The sequence below is a fragment of the Bacillus pumilus genome (assembly GCF_009937765.1).
Classification (GTDB): domain Bacteria; phylum Bacillota; class Bacilli; order Bacillales; family Bacillaceae; genus Bacillus; species Bacillus pumilus_O.
The window spans coordinates 3138329-3157770 of the sequence record NZ_CP047089.1; the positions used below are offsets into that span (position 1 = coordinate 3138329).

A 19442-nucleotide genomic window follows, 5' to 3' on the forward strand; every position below is an offset into this window, starting at 1 on the left:
ATTTTACCTTTCTCCCTTAATAAGGTTCGTCTGAGAAACTGGCTTTTGACCGTCTGCCTCTTTCATATCAGCAGTTTTTTCTTTCAAATGAATATCTTTTACAAAGAAATAAATGAGGGTATGTCCCGCTCCAAGCACAACGAGAGATGCAGGTATCCCGAGCTCATCACCAAGTAAAGTGACAGACAAAAGAAACAACAAAATAGAACAAATACGGCCAGCATTTAAAAACAGCTCTCTGACCACAATATATTCAATTCGGGCTTTCCTTGCATACCTTGCATGACCGATGACATCGTATGTTAAGGATACATATGGAACAAGCAGAAGCGGATATCCTATCGCAATGGCGACCGCATACATGAGAAGTGATACATAGGACAAGTGAAAGACGATTAAGAACAAGGCTCCGTATAAAATCAGCCCGCCAAGCATGATGGCTTTCTTACGCCACTTTTTCTTAATCAAACGCGTAGCGAAGAAATAAGCGAAAAAAGCAACACCTGAGTTCACCAAACCAAATGTCCCAAGAGCAAGTTCACTGTTTGTTGCGATAAACACAAAGACACTGATTAAGAAGACAAAGACTCCTTCACGAAGCCCTTGAAAAAAGTGAGCTGTTGTAATCCTACGCCAATTCTCGTCAGCATGACGTTCTTTCCATATTTGCTTGATGATGAATTTCCCTTTGGACTGCCTTCTCTTGAGGAAAAAGCTCATCACAACCGCGAGTGAAAACAAAAAAAGCGATAACGTGAAAATCACCGTATAGCCTGTATCATCTGTTAATTGCGATATGACAATCCCCGCAATAAGAGGACCGATCATGCCAGCTGTAGATGACAGCACGCCGAGAAATCCATTAAAGAAATCTCTTGTTTCGGGCTCGGTGATCTCAAAGGTAAGTACGTTAAAAGCAAGCCAGTAAAAGCCATAACCGATCCCAAGGACACTCCCTAATAAAACAAGCCGCGCTGCTGCGTGCTCTCCTGCTATTAAGACAATTAAGTAAAAAGCAGCTAAGAAGATAACGCCGAAACGAAGGACAAACGCCCGGTCTATTTTTTTAGCGAGCTTGCCTGCGAATAAAAATGTAATCGGCTGCAGCACAACAATAGCCAGATTGTAAATCGCAAGATCGGTGAATTTCCCAGACTGTTTCCATAAATACACGTTTACAAACGTATTAGAAAGCGCAATGGCAAGTGCATATAATCCGCCAATCGTGAGGAGGAGCATTAAATCTCTTGTCACATCCATGTCCCCGAACATTTTCTTTAATCTGCTCATATATTTCATTCTCCTTTTCTACACAATAGTCTGTCTCATCAAAAGGCAGATATGTAAAAAAAGGAGGGAAAATATAAAAAGACCTGCTTCTCTAAAGAGCAGGTCTTTTCAAATCAAATGATTTATTTAGCTTCGCTGTAAAGGCGAGCCACTTCATCCCAGTTCACAACATTCCAGAATGCTGAAATGTAATCAGGACGACGGTTTTGGTAGTTTAGGTAGTAAGCATGCTCCCAAACGTCAAGTCCTAGAATTGGTGTTTTTCCTTCAGTTAAAGGAGAATCTTGGTTTGGCGTGCTTGTGATTTCAAGTTTGCCATTGTTCACAACAAGCCATGCCCAACCAGAACCAAAGCGTCCTGCAGCTGCTGCAGCGAAATCAGATTTGAATTTTTCAAATCCGCCTAATTCTTTTTCGATTGCATCTGCAAGTTCACCAGTTGGTGCGCCGCCACCGTTTGGTGAAAGAAGCGTCCAGAATAATGAGTGGTTAGCATGTCCTCCGCCATTGTTACGTACAGCTGTACGGATGTTCTCAGGCACAGAGTTTAGGTTAGCCACTAGCTCTTCGATTGATTGATCTTCAAGAGCTGATACACCTTCGATTGCTTTGTTTAAGTTTGTTACGTATGTGTTGTGGTGTTTTGTGTGGTGAATCGTCATTGTTTCCTTGTCGATATGTGGTTCTAATGCATCGTAAGCATATGGTAATTCTGGAAGTTTAAAAGCCATGGTTAAATTCCTCCTTAGAAATGTATGTACTGAAATGCTTCCTTAGGTATAAGCAAGCAATTCACCCTACTCAAAGAGTATCAAAAGAATTGGCTTGTTTCAACGTTATTGCTCATGATCTGAAACATTTCAGTGTTTATTTTGTATTTAGCCCTTTGGAAAAAGTTTTAAACTCCTTTTTTCTATTTATCGAAGGACATAGAATAAAAAGATGCCCAGCATCAGCGCTTGGATCAATCCTTTGGCAAATACCCCTGATATAAATCCGATTAATGAGCCTAATCCTACTTTCACACTTGTCTTCACATCTTTTTGATGAACAAGGAGCTCTGCAATAACACTTCCGATAAATGGACCAATGATAATTCCTGCAATCGGAATGACAAAGGGACCGACTAATAACCCGATGGTACTTCCCCAAATAGCTGCACGGCTACCACCAAACCGCTTGACCCCAATAAGATTTGAGACATAATCTGCCGCAAATAATACTGCGGTAAACACGGCTTGAATGAGCCAAAACGTCAGTGTCAGCGGCTCGAAGCTGAAAAAGAAACCATATAGAATAAATCCGAGAACGATAAAAACCACGCTAGGGATAATTGGATAAACAAGTCCAACAAATGCAATGATAAATGCACAAATAATGAGAATCCAATACAGCACGTCCAAGTCACAGCCGCCTCCTTTTTATTTGCTGTATTCATTATGCCTCATTCCTTCTATCTTAACCAGCAATGAAGGCCATACTTGTACTTGTTAGATAGACATTGATACAATATGAGAAATAGAAAAGAATGTAGGAAGTGAATTGATTGAACGTATTTAAATTATTGTTAAAAGGCATTTATTCACCAAAAGATATTGCTAAAGCACGGTTTACAGGGATTGGAAAAGCAATTTTATTCATTTTTATCCTTTCGATCATCGCAGCAGTTCCTCAGGGTTATCATATGAGCCAAGAGATCTCAAATGCGATGTCAGGATTTCAGCATGTGATCAAAAAAGATTTACCTGATTTCTCAATCGAAAAAGGAAAGCTTCAAGCGGATCAAAGTGAACCGATAGAAAAAGAAGAAAACGGCATTACGATCTTTTTTGATCCTGCTGAAAAAATAAAAGCAAGTGAGCTTGAATCAAAGCAAACGGCCATCGCATTATTAAAAGAAAAAGCAGTGATTGCCATCGATGGGCAAATGACAGATATTCCGTATCAGCTGCTTGGTGGAACGCTGACAAAAGACGAACTTGCCCGCGTGACAAATCAGAATCAAGCGATTATTATCCCAGTCATCTGTGTGCTGCTATATCTATCAACTGCGGCTCTCATGTTCATTAGCGCAACTTTCCTTGCGATGCTTGGTACATTTATTAAACGCATGCAACAAAAAGAGCTTTCCTTCCAAATGCTGTGGAAACTCTCTGCTTACTCACTCACATTAACAACAGTCTTTTTCGCCATCATGAGCGCATTAAACACACCTGTTGCGAATTCATTTTTATTAAATTGGGTCATTAACTTTATCTTCTTATACCTTGTTGTAAAGGAAATACCCGCTAAACATAAACCACTTGTTAAAAATTAATTAAGTATATGAAAGCTCCCCCAACTCGGAGGAGCTTTTTATGTATGTGCGTGCTCTATGATTCATCCGGATGAATGATCGCAAACAAATAATGATCTTCCCATACGTCATTAATCTTTACTTTTTTACGATTCAGTCCCTCATTTTCAAAACCTGTCTTTTCCAGCACACGAATGGAACCTATATTACTCGGCTTTACTCCAGCTTCAATACGATGCAGGTGCAGCTCATCAAAAGCATAATCGATGATTAAACGAATGGCTTCTGTCATATACCCTTTCCCACCATGCTTTTCATCAAGTACATACCCTAGCCAAGCTCCCTCTACCGGACCTCTTACGACAGAACTTAAAGAGATTGTCCCAATTAAGCCATCTGTTTCATTTAAGAAAATACCATGCATATAGGCTTCATCCTGCGCGCATCTTTCCACACTGCGCTGAATTCGTTCAATTTGACGAGACAACGTGAAAAAATCGTCTTTCACCAAAGGTGTAAATTGCTGAAAATAGGAGCGATTCTCAAGCTCAAGTGTAAGTAGTGATTGTGCATCTTTTTCTGTTAGCACTCTCACATATATATGCTGACCGATTTTCTTCAAAAACTCTCCCCCTGTTCTTATTTTATCATAATCGTGATAGATGCTTGATAAAGCACCGCCGAACGTAAATTCATTACAAGACACACTAGAACGAACTAGAACCTTCCTTTCCAGCTTTTCTTCTCATGTTGGTTCTATCATTTCAGCACATGCATAGACTGAAGTAAACTCTTAAAAGCGGTGAGTGAAATGCGGCGTATTATTTTTTTGCTAATCAGTTTGTTTGTCCTCTTTATTATCTTTTTTGATTTGAAAAATGGCACCATCCCCGTTGAAGAAGGTCCAGCAGTTCCTGCAAATGCCTTTCAAACGGCTGAGAAAAAAGCATATAAGAAGGTCACGGTGAAACAAGGTGAAACCGTCGTCTCTATCGTTCATACAAGTAAGCCACTTGATGAAGTCATTGAGGATTTCGAAGAGCTGAATCAAGGCGTCAAAGCAAACGAAATTCGGGCAGGCAGCACATATAAGTTTCCGGTATATAAGAGATAAAACGTTAATTCCTTGTCATTCATACAAAGAGACTGTTACAATATGAACTGTAAAACAAGACGTACATAGCAAATGATTGCTTGTACACTAAGGAGCGATTGACAAGTGAGTGAAGTCACACATCGTACTAAAACGCGTCCCGTCAAAGTGGGACCTTTAACTATAGGTGGAAATAATGAGGTTGTCATTCAAAGTATGGCAACAACCAAAACACATGATGTCGAAGCGACAGTAGCTGAAATTAAGCGTCTTGAAGAAGCAGGCTGTCAAATCGTGCGTGTCGCATGCCCAGACGAGCGTGCAGCAAATGCGATTGCAGACATAAAAAAACAAATCAACATCCCGCTTGTTGTCGATATTCATTTTGACTACAAGCTTGCACTGAAAGCGATTGAAGCAGGTGCAGACAAAATTCGAATCAATCCAGGGAACATCGGAAGACGAGAAAAAGTCGAAGCAGTTGTGAAAGCAGCAAAAGAAAAAGGCATTCCAATCCGTATTGGGGTAAACGCTGGTTCATTAGAGAAAAAAATTCTTGATAAATACGGTTACCCAACAGCAGATGGTATGGTTGAAAGTGCACTGCACCACATTAAAATTCTTGAAGATCTAGATTTTCATGATATCATCGTCAGCATGAAAGCATCTGATGTCAACCTAGCGATTGAGGCATATGAAAAAGCAGCAAAAGCATTTGACTACCCTCTTCACCTTGGGATTACAGAATCAGGTACATTATTTGCAGGTACGGTCAAAAGTGCAGCTGGTCTAGGTGCTATCTTGAATATGGGGATTGGGAACACACTCCGCATCTCATTAAGTGCTGATCCAGTTGAAGAAGTAAAAGTAGCACGCGAACTGTTGAAATCATTTGGTCTTGCAGCAAATGCAGCAACACTGATCTCTTGCCCAACTTGTGGACGAATCGAAATTGACCTCATTAGCATTGCAAATGAAGTCGAAGAATATATCTCCACAATTAAAGCACCGATTAAAGTAGCTGTTCTTGGCTGTGCTGTAAATGGTCCAGGGGAAGCGCGTGAAGCTGACATCGGAATTGCCGGCGCTAGAGGCGAAGGTCTATTGTTCCGTAAAGGTGAAATTGTTCGTAAAGTACCAGAAGAAACGATGGTTGAAGAACTGAAAAAAGAAATCGATAAAATTGCTGAAGAGCACTATGCAAAAATGGAAGCTGAAAAAGCAAAAGCCAACGCATAACAAAAAACGCCTGACGTCACTGTCAGGCGTTTTTCTGTTGTTCTTGTTAAAAGAACGGGGTGATAAATATGCCTAGGATGACGGAAACAATTCCGATCCCGATTGACCATGCGCCAAGCGCATGTGCTCCTTTTCTTCTTGCAATATAACCAACGACGATTGCCGCTACTCCTAATAGCACCGGCAAGACAAATAACGAGATAATCGCAATCGCGAGGGCTGTATAGCCTATCCCCTTACTGCCTGAATCGTCACCTACTTGGTCACGTTCTCGTCTATCTACTCGATCTCTTGAAGCCTGATATGGCTCTGCAATTTCAGCAGCTGTTTCCTCTAGATAGCCATCATCATTACTAAAGTGTGTGTCGATTTCACGATCATTTCTTCTGAAATCTTCGTCTCTTTCCATGATCAATTCCCCCTTTTGGTTAATAGAAAGGAGCTTTTTTAGTATGAGCAAAAATGTCTGTTTCATGTTTGCTAAAACTTGCTGGAATTGTGAATTGATTATGTTACACTTTAAGAGTATAAAAATGAGGAGTGTGGGCATGTTACGTTTAGGAATTGATATTGATGGCACAGTGACGGCGCAGGACACCTTTGTTCCCTATTTAAATGAGTCGTTCCAATGTGCCATGACACTAGAAGATATGACAGAATATGATTTGACGAAGCTTTTAAATATTTCACAAGAAGAGTTTTGGGGCTGGATGAATCAGCATGAGCCTCTTATATATAAACAGGCAAAGCCTGCTAAGGACGCAAAAGAGATTCTTGATCAAATGAAACATCAGCACAGGCTGATCTATATTACAGCAAGAAGGCAGCATCATGCGGATATCACCTATGAGTGGTTCCACAAACATCACGTGCACTATGATGACATTGAGCTGGTTGGCGGTCATCATAAGCTCGAAGCTGTCCAGAAGCACGAGATTGATGTGTTTTTCGAAGATCATCATGGGAATGCCACAATGATTGCAAAAGAGGCTGACATCCCGGTTATTCTTTTTAACTCCCCATATAATCAAATGCCCATTGATGACAGGATTATACGCGTCAACAACTGGCAGGAAGCATCTCAATGGATCAAACAATACGAGCAGCGTTTGGAAACTGCTTATTAATACAGAAAAGCCGATACTCTAATGTATCGGCTTGTTTGATAGAACAAGCTGCCCTTCTGTCATGAGAAAATGGTATAGTGCTCCCTTCATGCCTGCTTGATTCAAGTAATAGCACGTTTCCACCATCACTTGAATGTTTTTCCACGCAGGCAGAGTATGTAAATGTTTCTCAATGTTTGATAGCAAATCTGGTCTTGCACTTACACCGCCGCCAATGAGGATTTTCTCTGGATTAAGGACGGTTGCTACATTGTAAATGCCAATGGCGATTCGCTTGTACCACTGATCCACTAGTTTTTCAATGGACGGATCATGCTTTGCCTTTTCAAAAATGTCTTGACCGTCTATTTGAGTACTTTGGGGAATGCCTTGTTTTTCTTTATAGCTGCGAATTAAACCCGCCGTTGAAGCACTGCTGTTGAGTGTTGTAAATTGTCCATTGTCTGTTTCTGTCAGCATCATGCCAAATTCACCGCCGCGGAAGGAAGCTCCGCGCACAAGTTGACCACCAGCGAAAATACCACCTCCAACACCTGTGCCAAGCGTCATACAAATAAAACTGTCACACTCTTTCGCATGACCACTATATCTTTCTGCAAGAGCTGCACAGTTCGCATCATTTTCGACTTCAACACGAAGAGAGGTTTTCTCTTCTAAAAGAGTTTTTAGATTTTGACCATTTAAGGCAATGATGGCTCCTGCAAATTCTGTATAACCTGTTTCACTGTCCACAAAGCCCGGAAGACTAATCGCGATTCCGCTGACATCTGACGTTTTCTGATATTGCTTGACCACATCCGCCATCGTTTCTAAAAACGGTTCAAGCTGACGACAGTTCGTTTCATAGTCACCACTCGTGACCAGCTCCCCCTCCTGATCCATTAATCCATGTTTTGTTCTCGTTCCGCCTACATCAAACACGACATAATACGCCACTTTTGACCCTCCCTTTACTCCAAAAGACACAAATTTCTTCAGTACCTTGTTCTCATTTTAATGAAACAGCCGCCCTTTGTAAAACGTTTTCAAAAAGACAAGAGAAAACGCAGCTCTGCGGCTAACGGTTTCAGTTTTGAAGTAGAAAATATCAATAGAACACCATTATTGGATGAACAATAGAAAAAGCAATGGAGTTGATTTACCATTGCTTTTCAAGTTAATTGATATACTTTTCTTGGTACGCCTTAAATTGTTCTTCGTACTTTTTTAATTTTTTCCCATCAACTTTTGAATTTAATTTCGGTTTTCGCTTTCCAATAACCATCACATCTTTATCAACAATAGGACTTGCTAAAAAAATGTATGGCGCAAAACGATCACACTTCGTATTTGGAAGGGTTACAGATAACCTAGCATATTCTTCTGTCGGGAACTGATTCGAAATTTCAAGTTCCTTGAGTCCCTCTAATTCCGATATTGGCTCTAAAGACTCGTCCTTCACTTTTATATTAGATAAGCACAGGCACAGATATGTTAAATTCTTAAGGTATCTTAATGGTTGAAGAGTATGTAAATTTAATGCATTCCAAACCCCGCCTGACAATTGTAACAATTCTAAACCAGTGTTTTTTTGCAAAGGGGCTATGTCATTTAACTTTGAAAAATCTGTTATTGATAAAGACTTTAAATAAGTGTTTTTTGATAAATCCCATAAACTTTGTGCCTTTGTATTCCATTCAAGTGCCAATACCTCAAGATCCTTAAGAGAACTAATGATTGATAAATCTTCTATCTTCTACTCTCATTTCATGTACAAAGAGCATTTTGGGATTAACTAAGCTCAAGATCGTATCGAATTCCTTTTGGTGCACTTTGTAAATCCACAATTTCGTCAGGTTAGAAAAAGATTTCAACCTGTCAATATTTTTTGTTTTCCCTGTAATTAACAATTCAGTGGAATCTTCATCTACATCGGCTAAATCACGAACAACTTCTGGTCGTTCATCCAAATGAAAAATATATTGTGAGTGTTCTTTTAGCATTCTTTTACCTCCACATCTACGAATGACGGAATTTCTACATTAATTTTATCAGAATGTTGCTGTTAAAACATTAACATCGTTAGCTCCTGTCGATATTTCTTCCAAAAAAACAAGAGTAGTTAGTAAAATGCCTCAAATAAAAGAACTCCAATTCAAATATGAATTGGAGTCCTCATTAAATGACGGATCTATTTTTTCTACCTTAAAACAGAACCCGTTACTCTGCGGCTGACTGTTTTATGAATGAACTTCCTTCGGTTCGCAAGAAGGACACGTTCCGTATATTTCGAATTTATGTCCGCTAATGTGATAATCCTCTAGATCGGCGTCTAATTTGTCCATAGGGCAGGCATCAATCTCCTTTGTTTTACCACATGCGAGACATATAAAATGATGATGGTGATGAGAAAAGGAGCATTTAAAACGAAAAAGCTTCTCTCCTGACAATTCCGTTGTTTCTAATATACCTAAGTCTTCATATAGTGACAGGTTTCGATAAATCGTATCAAAGCTAAGACCTGGATAGTCTTCACTTAGTGCCGTCAGCACATTTTTAGCAGTCAAATATTTATCAGAATCAGAAAACAGTTGAAGCATGTCTTCACGTTTGCTTGTATGCTTGTAGCCTTTTTCTTTTAATAAATCAAGCGCTTCTTGTACGTTCATGATGATTCCCCCTTTTGAATTTCCCAATAAAAATACATCCGATTAAAATCAAAATGGACAGCATCACAATGGTTCCGCCTGGCGCTAAATCTAGGTAATAGCTTAAGATCAACCCTGCCAATACAGACAATTCACCGAACAAGATCGAAAGGAAGATCGCCTGTTTGAAGCCTTTGGCAATGCGGATACTTGCCGCAACAGGAAGTGTCATGAGCGCAGAGACAAGCAGTGTACCTACGATACGCATCGATGCCGCAATGACAAGTGCGACAACTAAGATAAAAATGAAATGAATCCATTTCGCTGAAATACCAGAAGCCTTTGCATGCTCTTCATCAAAAGAAAGTAAAAATAATTCTTTATATAAAAGCACGACAACTAACACCACAATGAGTGAGATTCCAACAACAATCCAAAGATCTAATCTCGACACCGCACTGACACTTCCGAACAAATAACTAAACAAATCTGTATTAAAGCCATTCGCTAGTGAAATGAAGATGACGGAAATCCCAATACCACCTGATAAAATAATAGGGATCGCCAGTTCCTGATAATGCTTATACACAGATCGCAGGCGTTCAATAAATAACGAACCTGCAACTGAAAACGCCATCCCTAAGTATAGCGGGCTCACCCCTGTCAAGAGGCCGAACTTTTTATCAAGGAATAAACTTGCTGCAATACCGGCAAGTGAAACGTGACTGAGGGCGTCTGCAATCAGCGAAAGCCTTCTCACGACGATAAATACACCAAGCAAGGGCGCAATAAAGCCGATCAGCATTCCTGCGATAAACGCATTTTGTAAGAATTCATAATGAAAAAATGGAAATAGCATTATTCATGTCCCCCATGATGGTGATGATCGTGATGAATCACTTGAATGTCATGTCCGTAAAATTGGGATAGCGCTTGATCATCCATTGAATCAAACGTTTCTGCATCACCGTGGAAATGAAGTGTCTGATTTAAGCAAGCCACATGGGTGACTTTATCAGAAACAGTGCCCACGTCGTGTGTGACGAGAATTAAAGACATTCCTTTTTCTTTGTTTAATGTTTCTAGCAACTGATAAAAGCCTTCTACTGTCCGCTGGTCTACCCCAACCGTTGGTTCATCTAAGATAAGCAGCTTGGGCTGACTGACAAGCGCACGGGCAATAAAGGTACGCTGCTGTTGACCGCCTGAAAGTTCCCCAATGTTTTGATGCTTCAAATCTTGTATCCCAACTGAGCGAATGGCATCCTCAACTTGCCATTTGTCCTGCTTGCTCATTCGTTTAAATAATCCTATTTTCGCCGTCAACCCACTTGCGACGACTTCGTAAACAGAAGCAGGAAAACCTGTATTAAAACTATTCGCCTTTTGAGAAACAAATCCAATTTGGTCCCAGTCTTTAAATTTAGAAGCAGGCGTGCCAAATAGTTTTAATTCGCCTTGCTGTGGTTTAATGAGCCCAAGCAGGCATTTTAATAAGGTTGTTTTACCAGATCCATTCGGTCCAACAAGTGCTAGAAAGTTCCCTTCCTCTACTGTTAAATGAATGTGATCTATGACATTTCTCTGTCCATACGAGTACGAAATGTCCTTCATTTCAATAATTGGCTTTGCCATGAATCTTTCCACCTTCAATCAATATAAAAAGAATGATTACGATTTATACAACAAAAAGAAAATGGCTTTTGCCATTTTCTCTGTCCATACATACACTTCATTATATAAAAGAAAGATTAAAAAGTAAAATAAAAGCTAATGAATGGCTGTTTTGAATTTACCGCCTTTTGTTTCATGCGTATCCATAATTGTAATAAATGCTTGACTATCAATTTCAAATACAATGGATTTTAGCTTTGTGATTTCAAGTCTTGTGACAACGGCGTAGATGACATCCTTTTCTTCATCTGTATAACCACCTTTCCCTCTCAACTTTGTCGTTCCCCTACCAAGTCGATGAAGAATCGCATCTGAAATTTCATCATAATAATCTGATACGATAATGACAGCTTTTGTTTCATCAAGTCCTTGAATGACAGCATCAATTGTTTTCATTGCCAAATAATATGTCATGACAGAATACATAGCCTGCTCTGGTCCGAAGACAAAGCCTGCCCAAATAAAAATGAACACATTGACGATCATGACAAACTCACCGACGGAAAAAGGAATTTTTTTCGTTAGCAGAATGCCTAAGATCTCCGTTCCATCCATTGAGCCTCCATTACGGATGACAAGTCCAACACCAAAACCAAGTAATAGCCCGCCAAATACAGTAGCTAAGATTGGCTGAGTGGTAAATGCCTCTACATGATGGAGTGAAGATTCTATGACGGCTAAGCTGACAATTCCAATCACAGTGGAAATAAGAAACGTTTTTCCAATATGTTTGTATCCTGATATCATAAATGGAATATTTAAAATGACAACAATCGTCGCAAAATTGATGAATGGGTTATCTGTAAAGAGATAATCCAAAATAAGCGAAATGCCGATGATGCCTCCATCAATAATATTGTTTGGCACTAAAAATAATTCAATGCTAACCGCTGCGCATGTAGCTCCTACTAGAATCAGAAAAATTCTCAAAATAAAATGAGGCACTGATTCCTTTCTATGCTGTTTATTTGCCATACGTTCTCCCCTCTACACCTGTTAAATTTTCAATGAACATTTATTCACTTTACTATTTTATCATTTCACAGGGTAAAATAAAATTTTTTGCACATTTTCCGTTTTCGCCCATACATTGTTACAGAGGGGAGGAATGGAAGTGATTTTAATCCAAAAAATTGTCCTGCAGCGGCTCAATCAGATCACAGCAAATGATCTGTTAAGGTATGCGAAGCAGTATGGTGTCAGTTTAACGTCAAACCAAGCTGCCGAGGTGGCCAAACTGATGAATGGGAAAAACGTCAATATTTTTAATGATGCAGAGCGTAACCGGCTTCTTAAGCAGGTGGAAGCCATTACGTCTAAACAGACAGCTCAGACTGTCAATGATCTGTTTAACCAGTTTACAAGTTAAGCAAAAAAGGGCCGCATTTAGCGGCACCTCATGTTGTTGTATGCTTTTTTACTGATCTTTAATTTTATCTAGTAAGCCTTCGTCAAATTGCTTTTCTTTTAGCATCGCAATTTCGAATTTGTAAGGTGGTTTTTTGTTCTTTTTATCTTCACCTACATAAGGCGTTTCTAAGATTTTTGGCACATCTTGAAGCTGCGGATGATGCACAATATTGTTCAGTGCATCGAAGCCAATTTCACCAAAGCCGATATTTTCATGTCGGTCTTTTCTTGCGCCTTGTACGTTTTTACTATCATTAATATGAAGAACCTTGATTCGATCAATTCCGACGATTCGATCGAATTCTTCTAACACCCCATCAAAGTCAGTCACAATCGGATACCCAGCATCGTGTGTGTGACACGTATCAAAGCAAACAGAAAGTGCTTCGTTATGTGTCACTCCGTCGATAATTTGGGCAAGCTCTTCAAAGCTTCTTCCGCATTCTGATCCTTTGCCAGCCATTGTCTCAAGTGCAATTTGAACCTTTTGCCCTTTTACGATGACTTCGTTTAAGCCTTCAATGATTTTTTGGATTCCCGCTTCTGGTCCTGCTCCGACATGTGCACCCGGGTGGAGAACAATTTGCCTCGCACCTAGCGCTTCTGTACGTTCAATTTCAGAACGAAGGAAGTCCACGCCAAGCTCAAAAGTCGCAGGATTGACGGTGTTCCCAATATTAATAATATATGGTGCATGGACGACGATATCTGTCATACCATGCTCTTTCATATGCGCTTGTCCAGCTTCAATATTGAGGTCTTCAATTTTTTTGCGGCGCGTATTTTGCGGTGCACCTGTATAAATCATAAACGTATTCGAACCATAAGAGGCAGCTTCTTGACTCGCTGCAAGAAGCATATGTTTTCCGCTCATGGATACATGTGAACCAATTTTCAACAATGTTTCCCCCTACTTTCCATTACGCTTTGACTTTCTACGTTCCTGTCTTTTGATTTTGTCCATCTCACGTGTCATTTTCTTTTTATATCCAGGTTTGACGGCTTTCGGTTTTCTCACAAGACGCTTTGCTTTTTCTTCAATTTCATTAGGTGCTTTTTTACGTCTTTGACGCTTCAAGCGGTCATCTGCATCTCGCCATTCGCCATGTACAATGGTTTTATTTTCAAACACAACGCCCATTTTCTCGATTTGAATGAGTGCATCCTCATCAGCAAGCTCATAAATGGTCATTGCAATTCCAGATGAACCAGCTCGAGCTGTTCGACCAACACGGTGAACATAAAAATCAAGATCAGATGGAAGTTCATAGTTGATCACATGGCTGACGCCTTTAATATCAATTCCGCGGGCTGCAAGATCAGATGCCACAATATAAGTGAACTCTAAATCATCAATTTGCTTCATCACTTTTTTACGTTCGCGCGGCGTTAATCCGCCGTGTAGCACCCCAACCTTCATTCCTTTTTCTTGTAGGAATGATGCGATTTCATCAACGGTTGTTTTTGTATTGGCAAAAATGATGCCTAAATAAGGCTGTACATTCGTCACCATTTCATGAAGCAATTTTAGCTTGTCACGTTGTTTAGATGGGACTAAAATATGCTGAATGTTTTCAGCTGTAATTCGTTTTGGTTCAACATGGGCATATTTGGGATTGTCCATATATTTTTTCAGGAACGGTTTTAGTTTTTCTGGAATCGTTGCTGAGAACACAAGCATTTGTAGCTGTTCTGGCATTTGTGAGCCAATACGGTCCACATCTTCTAAAAATCCCATATCCAGCATTAAATCCGCTTCATCAATGACTAGAGATGTCGCTTTGTAAACGTTCAGCGCCTGCTCATGAATGAGGTCAGCAATACGTCCAGGTGTACCAACAACCAAATGCGGCTGGTTTTTTAGCTTTTGAATGGATTTCTGCTTGTCCGTTCCGCCAATGTAAAGCTTTGCTTTAATCTCTTCTTCTGGAGAAGCATTTTTTAAAATCGTTTGGGCTTCTTTGAAAATTTGATTGGCTAATTCTCTTGTAGGTGCAGTAATCACGACTTGTACGTGCTCTTTGCTTGGATCAATTGAATGAATCAGCGGCAATAAGTACGCGTGGGTTTTTCCTGTTCCTGTTTGTGATTGACCAATCACGCTTTCTCCTTTTAACACAGCAGGGATGATTCTTTTTTGAATATCAGTTGGCTCATAAAAGCCCAGTTCATGAATAGCATCTATAATAAAAGACTTTAATTCATATGTCGTAAATTTTGTTTCGTTCATGTTTTCACTCCTTAAGGCAATGCCTTTTTGCTCATCTCCTCATTATAGCTGATTTTCAGCAAAAAAACCATGTCCGCTTTTCTTACAGGAAACCAATTGATGCTTCCTTGCATAACCTATGAAGAGAAAGAGAATGCAGTAAGGGAGGTACAAGTATGTTAGGGCAAAGGCCTATGGGCGATTTTCAGCCGCACCGTCCCTCACGCCGGCATCTTGGAAATGGCGGACAGCCCGGAATTTTTCAAAGGAGGCAGCAGACTCCTATCGAACAGCCTTTTCAAGGGCAAGGCAATCAATTTCAGCAAATGATGCCTCGCTCCCCGTCTGTACAGGGAGGCGGTGTACGCGGAATGGGCGGAATTCCAGGGGGCGAAAGCCGTGCACTAGGCGGCGGAGCAGGAATGAAAGGCATGCTCGCTAAATTTCTTCCTGGCGCAGGGGGAGCAGGGGTCTCTGGAGGTGGTGCGGGATTACAAGGAATCCAGAGCTTCGCAAATCCTGCAACGCTCTCAAGCATGTTAGGAAATGTTCAAAAAGTGCTCGGTATGGCGCAGCAATTTACACCAATGATTCAGCAATACGGTCCTTTAGTCAGAAACCTGCCTGCGATGATTAAGCTGTACAGCCAGCTTGGCAGTGCGGATGATGAAACAAGCACAGATGAAGAACCTAAAGAAATCGGCGAGGAAACAGAATTGCCAAAAGAGGAAGCAGCACAAGATGATGAAATAGAAGAAAACGAAGAAGAACCAGAGGATATTCTTATCAAAAAAGCAGCCCCTCTCACATCGCCTGCTCCTGAAGCAAAACCGAAAAAAAGACCTGGCAGCTCTGTTCCAAAACTATATGTCTAGTGTTCTTTTAACGGCGAAGTGTCCCCTGCGTATAACAATCTTTGATATATACGCTTACTTTGGCTATAATGGAAGCTAGAGAATGATAAAAAGCCGTTTTTCACGGCTTTTTATATTGTTCTTCTCTAGCAGCACTTCCCTACAGGAGGACGAATAAATGAATGTAATTAAAATTTCGCCGCGTGGCTATTGCTATGGCGTTGTAGATGCAATGGTCATTGCTAAAAATGCCGCACTTGATAAAAACTTGCCACGCCCAATTTATATATTAGGTATGATTGTGCACAACAAACACGTGACAGATGCTTTCGAAGAAGATGGGATTTACACACTTGACGGACCAAACCGCTTGGACATTTTAAAGCAGGTTGAAAGCGGAACAGTCATTTTCACTGCTCATGGCGTTTCACCTGAGGTTCGTCAAATTGCAGAAGAAAAAGGTCTTGTCGCCATTGATGCAACCTGTCCCGATGTTACGAAAACACATGAACTCATTTCAGAGAAAACAGCCGATGGATATGATATTATTTATATCGGGAAAAAAGGTCATCCTGAGCCAGAGGGAGCTGTCGGAGTAGCCCCTGACAAGGTGCATCTTGTCGAATCAGAAGCCGACATTGAGGCGCTCGATTTAACATCAGATAAACTGCTCATTACCAACCAGACGACGATGTCTCAGTGGGATGTCCACGATCTGATGGAGCTCATAAAAGAGAAATATCCTCACGTTGAATACCATCAAGAAATTTGTCTTGCAACGCAAGTACGTCAGGAAGCTGTATCTGAGCAAGCTGGCCAAGCCGATCTTACCATTGTTGTCGGCGATCCAAAAAGTAATAACTCCAATCGTCTGGCACAAGTGTCAATGGAGATTGCGGGAACGCAGGCTTACCGTATTGGTGACCTAAGTGAGCTCAAGCTGGAGTGGCTACAAGGCGTAAATACCGTTGCCATTACTGCTGGCGCTTCTACACCAACACCTATTACAAAAGAGGTGATCCGTTTCTTAGAAAACTACGAGCCGGATGATGAATCAACTTGGAAGATCGAACGGTCGGTTCCTCTTTCGAAAATACTGCCACGCGTGAAAACAAAGAAATAAAAGAACGTCAGAGCATAGAGGCTCTGACGTTTTTTTGTTTACATAAATTGAAATGGATTTGTGTTGGATTCAGAAACAAACAGTTGTACATCATACTTTTTATCTGAACATAACGATTGAAGTTTCGCCTTTACGCCCTCTTTCATAATCTTTTCAGCATAATGCCCTGGGTCTACTACGTTCAGCCCGAGCATCATGGCATCATGGGCGACGTGGAAATAAAGATCTCCTGTCACATACACATCAGCACCCATTCTTTTTGCTTGATGAATATATTTATTTCCGTCTCCGCCAAGCACAGCTACTTTTTTCACAACAGCGTCCTGATTACCTACAAAGCGAGCACCATTTACATCCAGCTTTGTCTTCACAAATTGTGTAAAGTCTCCAAGGGTCATTGGTTCTCTTAGCTCTCCTATACGGCCAAGCCCTTTTTGAATAGATGGAAGATCTGTTGTGTGTACACTATAAGCGACTTCTTCATAAGGATGTGCTTTGATCATTTCTCGAATGACTTGTTTTTCAATACTTGCTGGGAAAATGGTTTCAATCCGCACTTCTTTTACAAATTCCAATTGACCGGATTCACCAATGAACGGGTCTGCATCTTCTGATGGTAAAAAGCTGCCTGTCCCTTCATTTGAAAACGCACAATGACTGTAGTTGCCAATATGGCCGGCACCCGCATTTCCTAAAGCTGTACGGATGGCTTCTTCAAATTCCTGCGGGACATAAAGGGCAAGCTGTTTGATTTGATCTTCATATGTTGGGACTAACACACTTGTTTCTTCAAGTTCTAAAGCCTCCGCAAGCAAGTCGTTGACTCCTCCATCAGTCACATCTAAATTCGTATGTGCCACATATACTGCAATATCATGTTTGATGCATTTCTCAATGATCCGTCCAGCTGGCTGATCTGTCGCTACATGTTTTAACGGACGGAAGATCGGTGGATGATGAGCAATAATGAGATCCACATTTTTTTCAATTGCCTCATCTACCACATTCTCTAATACATCTAAGGTGATCATGACATTGTTTACCTTTTTATTTAACGTTCCAATTTGGAGACCGATTTTGTCACCTTCCATGGCATATGCTTTTGGTGAAAACTGTTCAAATAATTGGATGATTTCATGTCCGTTTACTGTTTTAGCCAACAGTCAAAACCTCCTTTAAAATCTTTATTTTCACATGCAGCTCTTCAAGGCGCTCCTTGTTCTCTTCTGTTCGTGCTGCCTGCTGGATTTGACTTTTGATCTTCTCCATATGCTGAAGTTCTTGCATCCACTTGCGCCGGAAGACGTCATTTTGCTCTTTCGCAAGAAACGGACCAACTAGCATGCCGGTTTGAATTGACATCCCTTTATAGGCTTTATCTTTGTCGCCTTTTTCGGCGATGATGATTTCGTATATTTTGCCATCCTCTTCTAAAATGACTTCACCCATCAATTCATACCCCTCTTGATAGAGCCATAAACGAATGTGGTGAGCATGGATATTCGGCTGAAGAATGAGCCTTTCATGCCCTGTGAGCTTATGCTTGCCGTCATTTAAAATGCTTGCGATGAGTGCTCCGCCCATACCTGCAATCGTGACTGCATTCACTTCACCCTTTTCAATGACTTCAAGGCCATTTCCTTTTCTGACCGAGATCTGGTCATCTAATTCTAGTCTATGTACTTGCTGCTTCGCTGATTGAAGTGGTCCTTCTGTTATTTCACCAGCAATCGCTTTTACTGCTTTATGATGCAGGATCGCATAGCACGGCAAATAGGCATGATCTGAGCCGATATCAGCAAAGACAGCCTCATCTGGTAAAAAGTCTGCGACTCTTTTTAATCGTTTTGATAAATTCATTTCATTCATACGTATCACTACTTTTCTTTAATGTTCATTCTTGTCTATCTTATATAAATTAAAAGTCGTTTTCAAATGAAAAAAAGCTCTTCTGATCAAAAAGAGCTTTTTGCGTAACATTATTTAATTTTGGATACCCATTCTGACATTTCATCGAGCTTTTCATTCGGGATTAGCCCGGCTGGCATCCCGTTGCCGCCTTCTTGAATTTTCTTCTTAATGTCTGCTACTTCAAGCTTGTCTCCAACACCTTTTAATGCAGGACCTGCACCGCCTTCATAGTTTTCCCCGTGACAGCTTAGACAGTTCTGTTTATACAATTCTTCCGGCGTCGCATTTGCTGTTTCTTCTTGCTTTTGCTCCTCGCCTCCAGAGGCGATTTTGTCTTCATCTTTCAACCCCTTCATTGATAAGAAAAAAGTGAGTCCAATACCTAAAATGGCAATCAATAAAAATGGTATAAGTGGATTCCGTTTCATTTCTTTCATCCTCCCCTTTGTGAAAACCCCTTTAAGACTATACAAACAATTCTAATTCTACTTTAATTTTACAAAAAGTAAACGAATTATGATACAAAACTTTGGTCAAGTTCACAGATTAGACAAAAATGATGCAAAGATGAGAAATGAAGCCTTCAGCA

General features: G+C 40.5%; 22 protein-coding genes and 1 pseudogene. 7 read left to right on the plus strand and 16 right to left on the minus strand.

From position 1 onward, the window contains the following. Nucleotides 1–3: 3 nt before the first annotated feature. From GPS65_RS15575 to GPS65_RS15585, 3 genes are all read right to left on the minus strand, one after another. Nucleotides 4–1290, minus strand: coding sequence for an MFS transporter (locus tag GPS65_RS15575; protein WP_012010586.1), 1287 nt, complete (start codon nucleotides 1288–1290; stop codon nucleotides 4–6). A 122-nt stretch (nucleotides 1291–1412) separates the two neighbouring features. Then, nucleotides 1413–2021 (minus strand): superoxide dismutase SodA, encoded by a 609-nt coding sequence (gene sodA / locus GPS65_RS15580; protein WP_007501264.1) that lies wholly within the window; start codon nucleotides 2019–2021, stop codon nucleotides 1413–1415. A gap of 186 nt (nucleotides 2022–2207) precedes the next feature. Continuing rightward, nucleotides 2208–2693 (minus strand): DUF456 domain-containing protein, encoded by a 486-nt coding sequence (locus GPS65_RS15585; RefSeq protein ID WP_012010587.1) that lies wholly within the window; start codon nucleotides 2691–2693, stop codon nucleotides 2208–2210. A gap of 143 nt (nucleotides 2694–2836) precedes the next feature. On the opposite strand from GPS65_RS15585, the gene GPS65_RS15590 reads away from it, so the two are divergent. Beyond that, nucleotides 2837–3607: a DUF1189 domain-containing protein gene (locus GPS65_RS15590; RefSeq protein ID WP_144457659.1), complete on the plus strand. Its 771-nt coding sequence runs from the start codon at nucleotides 2837–2839 to the stop codon at nucleotides 3605–3607. A 55-nt stretch (nucleotides 3608–3662) separates the two neighbouring features. Here the strand turns inward: GPS65_RS15590 and GPS65_RS15595 are convergent, their stop codons facing one another. Then, complete coding sequence (locus GPS65_RS15595; protein ID WP_041815737.1) at nucleotides 3663–4208, minus strand: GNAT family N-acetyltransferase; 546 nt, start codon at nucleotides 4206–4208, stop codon at nucleotides 3663–3665. A 189-nt stretch (nucleotides 4209–4397) separates the two neighbouring features. On the opposite strand from GPS65_RS15595, the gene GPS65_RS15600 reads away from it, so the two are divergent. Then, entirely contained in the window at nucleotides 4398–4700 is a 303-nt protein-coding gene (locus GPS65_RS15600) for a hypothetical protein (protein ID WP_012010590.1), read from the plus strand. Between the two features lie 105 nt (nucleotides 4701–4805). Then, nucleotides 4806–5918, plus strand: a complete 1113-nt coding sequence (gene ispG / locus GPS65_RS15605; RefSeq protein ID WP_003217392.1) for a flavodoxin-dependent (E)-4-hydroxy-3-methylbut-2-enyl-diphosphate synthase — start codon at nucleotides 4806–4808, stop codon at nucleotides 5916–5918. 46 nt (nucleotides 5919–5964) lie between these two features. Here the strand turns inward: ispG and GPS65_RS15610 are convergent, their stop codons facing one another. Then, nucleotides 5965–6327 carry a DUF308 domain-containing protein gene (locus GPS65_RS15610; RefSeq protein WP_003217474.1) on the minus strand — a complete coding sequence of 121 codons (363 nt, stop codon included), beginning with the start codon at nucleotides 6325–6327 and terminating at the stop codon, nucleotides 5965–5967. A gap of 139 nt (nucleotides 6328–6466) precedes the next feature. Between GPS65_RS15610 and GPS65_RS15615 the strand changes: the two genes are divergently transcribed. After that, entirely contained in the window at nucleotides 6467–7045 is a 579-nt protein-coding gene (locus GPS65_RS15615; RefSeq protein ID WP_144457657.1) for a 5' nucleotidase, NT5C type, read from the plus strand. An 18-nt stretch (nucleotides 7046–7063) separates the two neighbouring features. On the opposite strand, the gene GPS65_RS15620 is transcribed toward GPS65_RS15615, so the two are convergent. The 6 genes and pseudogenes from GPS65_RS15620 to GPS65_RS15645 all read right to left on the minus strand — a co-directional run bounded on the left by GPS65_RS15620 (nucleotide 7064) and on the right by GPS65_RS15645 (nucleotide 12321). Further along, complete coding sequence (locus GPS65_RS15620; protein WP_144481940.1) at nucleotides 7064–7981, minus strand: ROK family protein; 918 nt, start codon at nucleotides 7979–7981, stop codon at nucleotides 7064–7066. Nucleotides 7982–8201: 220 nt separating this feature from the next. Continuing rightward, nucleotides 8202–9027, minus strand: a pseudogene (locus GPS65_RS15625) (leucine-rich repeat domain-containing protein). A gap of 237 nt (nucleotides 9028–9264) precedes the next feature. Beyond that, nucleotides 9265–9693, minus strand: a complete 429-nt coding sequence (zur, locus tag GPS65_RS15630; RefSeq protein WP_144481941.1) for a zinc uptake transcriptional repressor Zur — start codon at nucleotides 9691–9693, stop codon at nucleotides 9265–9267. After that, nucleotides 9671–10531, minus strand: a complete 861-nt coding sequence (locus tag GPS65_RS15635) for a metal ABC transporter permease (protein ID WP_012010596.1) — start codon at nucleotides 10529–10531, stop codon at nucleotides 9671–9673. Before GPS65_RS15635 ends, zur begins: the two co-directional genes overlap by 23 nt. Further along, nucleotides 10531–11307: a metal ABC transporter ATP-binding protein gene (locus tag GPS65_RS15640; RefSeq protein WP_012010597.1), complete on the minus strand. Its 777-nt coding sequence runs from the start codon at nucleotides 11305–11307 to the stop codon at nucleotides 10531–10533. The genes GPS65_RS15635 and GPS65_RS15640 overlap by 1 nt, the downstream gene beginning before the upstream one ends. A 135-nt stretch (nucleotides 11308–11442) precedes the next feature. Next, nucleotides 11443–12321, minus strand: a complete 879-nt coding sequence (locus GPS65_RS15645) for a YitT family protein (RefSeq protein WP_012010598.1) — start codon at nucleotides 12319–12321, stop codon at nucleotides 11443–11445. Between the two features lie 139 nt (nucleotides 12322–12460). Here GPS65_RS15645 and GPS65_RS15650 point away from each other — a divergent pair, with 139 nt between their 5' ends. Continuing rightward, nucleotides 12461–12715: a DUF2624 domain-containing protein gene (locus GPS65_RS15650; protein ID WP_060596669.1), complete on the plus strand. Its 255-nt coding sequence runs from the start codon at nucleotides 12461–12463 to the stop codon at nucleotides 12713–12715. Between the two features lie 48 nt (nucleotides 12716–12763). Here the strand turns inward: GPS65_RS15650 and GPS65_RS15655 are convergent, their stop codons facing one another. Beyond that, complete coding sequence (locus GPS65_RS15655; protein WP_044139400.1) at nucleotides 12764–13657, minus strand: deoxyribonuclease IV; 894 nt, start codon at nucleotides 13655–13657, stop codon at nucleotides 12764–12766. Between the two features lie 9 nt (nucleotides 13658–13666). Further along, nucleotides 13667–14986 (minus strand): DEAD/DEAH box helicase, encoded by a 1320-nt coding sequence (locus GPS65_RS15660; RefSeq protein WP_012010601.1) that lies wholly within the window; start codon nucleotides 14984–14986, stop codon nucleotides 13667–13669. 155 nt (nucleotides 14987–15141) lie between these two features. Between GPS65_RS15660 and vrrA the strand changes: the two genes are divergently transcribed. Then, nucleotides 15142–15840 carry a VrrA/YqfQ family protein gene (gene vrrA, locus GPS65_RS15665; protein ID WP_119125127.1) on the plus strand — a complete coding sequence of 233 codons (699 nt, stop codon included), beginning with the start codon at nucleotides 15142–15144 and terminating at the stop codon, nucleotides 15838–15840. Between the two features lie 157 nt (nucleotides 15841–15997). Further along, the gene (locus GPS65_RS15670) at nucleotides 15998–16942 is read left to right on the plus strand and encodes a 4-hydroxy-3-methylbut-2-enyl diphosphate reductase (protein WP_012010603.1); all 945 of its coding nucleotides are present in this window, start codon (nucleotides 15998–16000) and stop codon (nucleotides 16940–16942) included. A gap of 38 nt (nucleotides 16943–16980) precedes the next feature. Here the strand turns inward: GPS65_RS15670 and GPS65_RS15675 are convergent, their stop codons facing one another. From GPS65_RS15675 to cccA, 3 genes are all read right to left on the minus strand, one after another. Next, on the minus strand, nucleotides 16981–18102 hold the full coding sequence (locus GPS65_RS15675; protein ID WP_119125128.1) for a Nif3-like dinuclear metal center hexameric protein: 1122 nt from the start codon (nucleotides 18100–18102) through the stop codon (nucleotides 16981–16983). Further along, nucleotides 18095–18811, minus strand: coding sequence for a tRNA (adenine(22)-N(1))-methyltransferase (locus GPS65_RS15680; RefSeq protein ID WP_012010605.1), 717 nt, complete (start codon nucleotides 18809–18811; stop codon nucleotides 18095–18097). Before GPS65_RS15680 ends, GPS65_RS15675 begins: the two co-directional genes overlap by 8 nt. A 110-nt stretch (nucleotides 18812–18921) precedes the next feature. Continuing rightward, complete coding sequence (gene cccA / locus GPS65_RS15685) at nucleotides 18922–19281, minus strand: cytochrome c550 (RefSeq protein WP_041815739.1); 360 nt, start codon at nucleotides 19279–19281, stop codon at nucleotides 18922–18924. Nucleotides 19282–19442: the final 161 nt, after the last annotated feature.

Coding starts and splice junctions, on each gene's coding strand:
- sodA (WP_007501264.1), bottom strand. CDS start 2,021: ATGGCTTTTAAACTTCCAGAATTACCATATGCTTACGATGCATTAGAA.
- GPS65_RS15615 (WP_144457657.1), top strand. CDS start 6,467: ATGTTACGTTTAGGAATTGATATTGATGGCACAGTGACGGCGCAGGAC.
- GPS65_RS15575 (WP_012010586.1), bottom strand. CDS start 1,290: ATGAGCAGATTAAAGAAAATGTTCGGGGACATGGATGTGACAAGAGAT.
- GPS65_RS15680 (WP_012010605.1), bottom strand. CDS start 18,811: ATGAATGAAATGAATTTATCAAAACGATTAAAAAGAGTCGCAGACTTT.
- GPS65_RS15610 (WP_003217474.1), bottom strand. CDS start 6,327: ATGGAAAGAGACGAAGATTTCAGAAGAAATGATCGTGAAATCGACACA.
- GPS65_RS15600 (WP_012010590.1), top strand. CDS start 4,398: ATGCGGCGTATTATTTTTTTGCTAATCAGTTTGTTTGTCCTCTTTATT.
- GPS65_RS15660 (WP_012010601.1), bottom strand. CDS start 14,986: ATGAACGAAACAAAATTTACGACATATGAATTAAAGTCTTTTATTATA.
- vrrA (WP_119125127.1), top strand. CDS start 15,142: ATGTTAGGGCAAAGGCCTATGGGCGATTTTCAGCCGCACCGTCCCTCA.
- GPS65_RS15635 (WP_012010596.1), bottom strand. CDS start 10,531: ATGCTATTTCCATTTTTTCATTATGAATTCTTACAAAATGCGTTTATC.
- GPS65_RS15640 (WP_012010597.1), bottom strand. CDS start 11,307: ATGGCAAAGCCAATTATTGAAATGAAGGACATTTCGTACTCGTATGGA.
- GPS65_RS15645 (WP_012010598.1), bottom strand. CDS start 12,321: ATGGCAAATAAACAGCATAGAAAGGAATCAGTGCCTCATTTTATTTTG.
- GPS65_RS15670 (WP_012010603.1), top strand. CDS start 15,998: ATGAATGTAATTAAAATTTCGCCGCGTGGCTATTGCTATGGCGTTGTA.
- zur (WP_144481941.1), bottom strand. CDS start 9,693: ATGAACGTACAAGAAGCGCTTGATTTATTAAAAGAAAAAGGCTACAAG.
- cccA (WP_041815739.1), bottom strand. CDS start 19,281: ATGAAACGGAATCCACTTATACCATTTTTATTGATTGCCATTTTAGGT.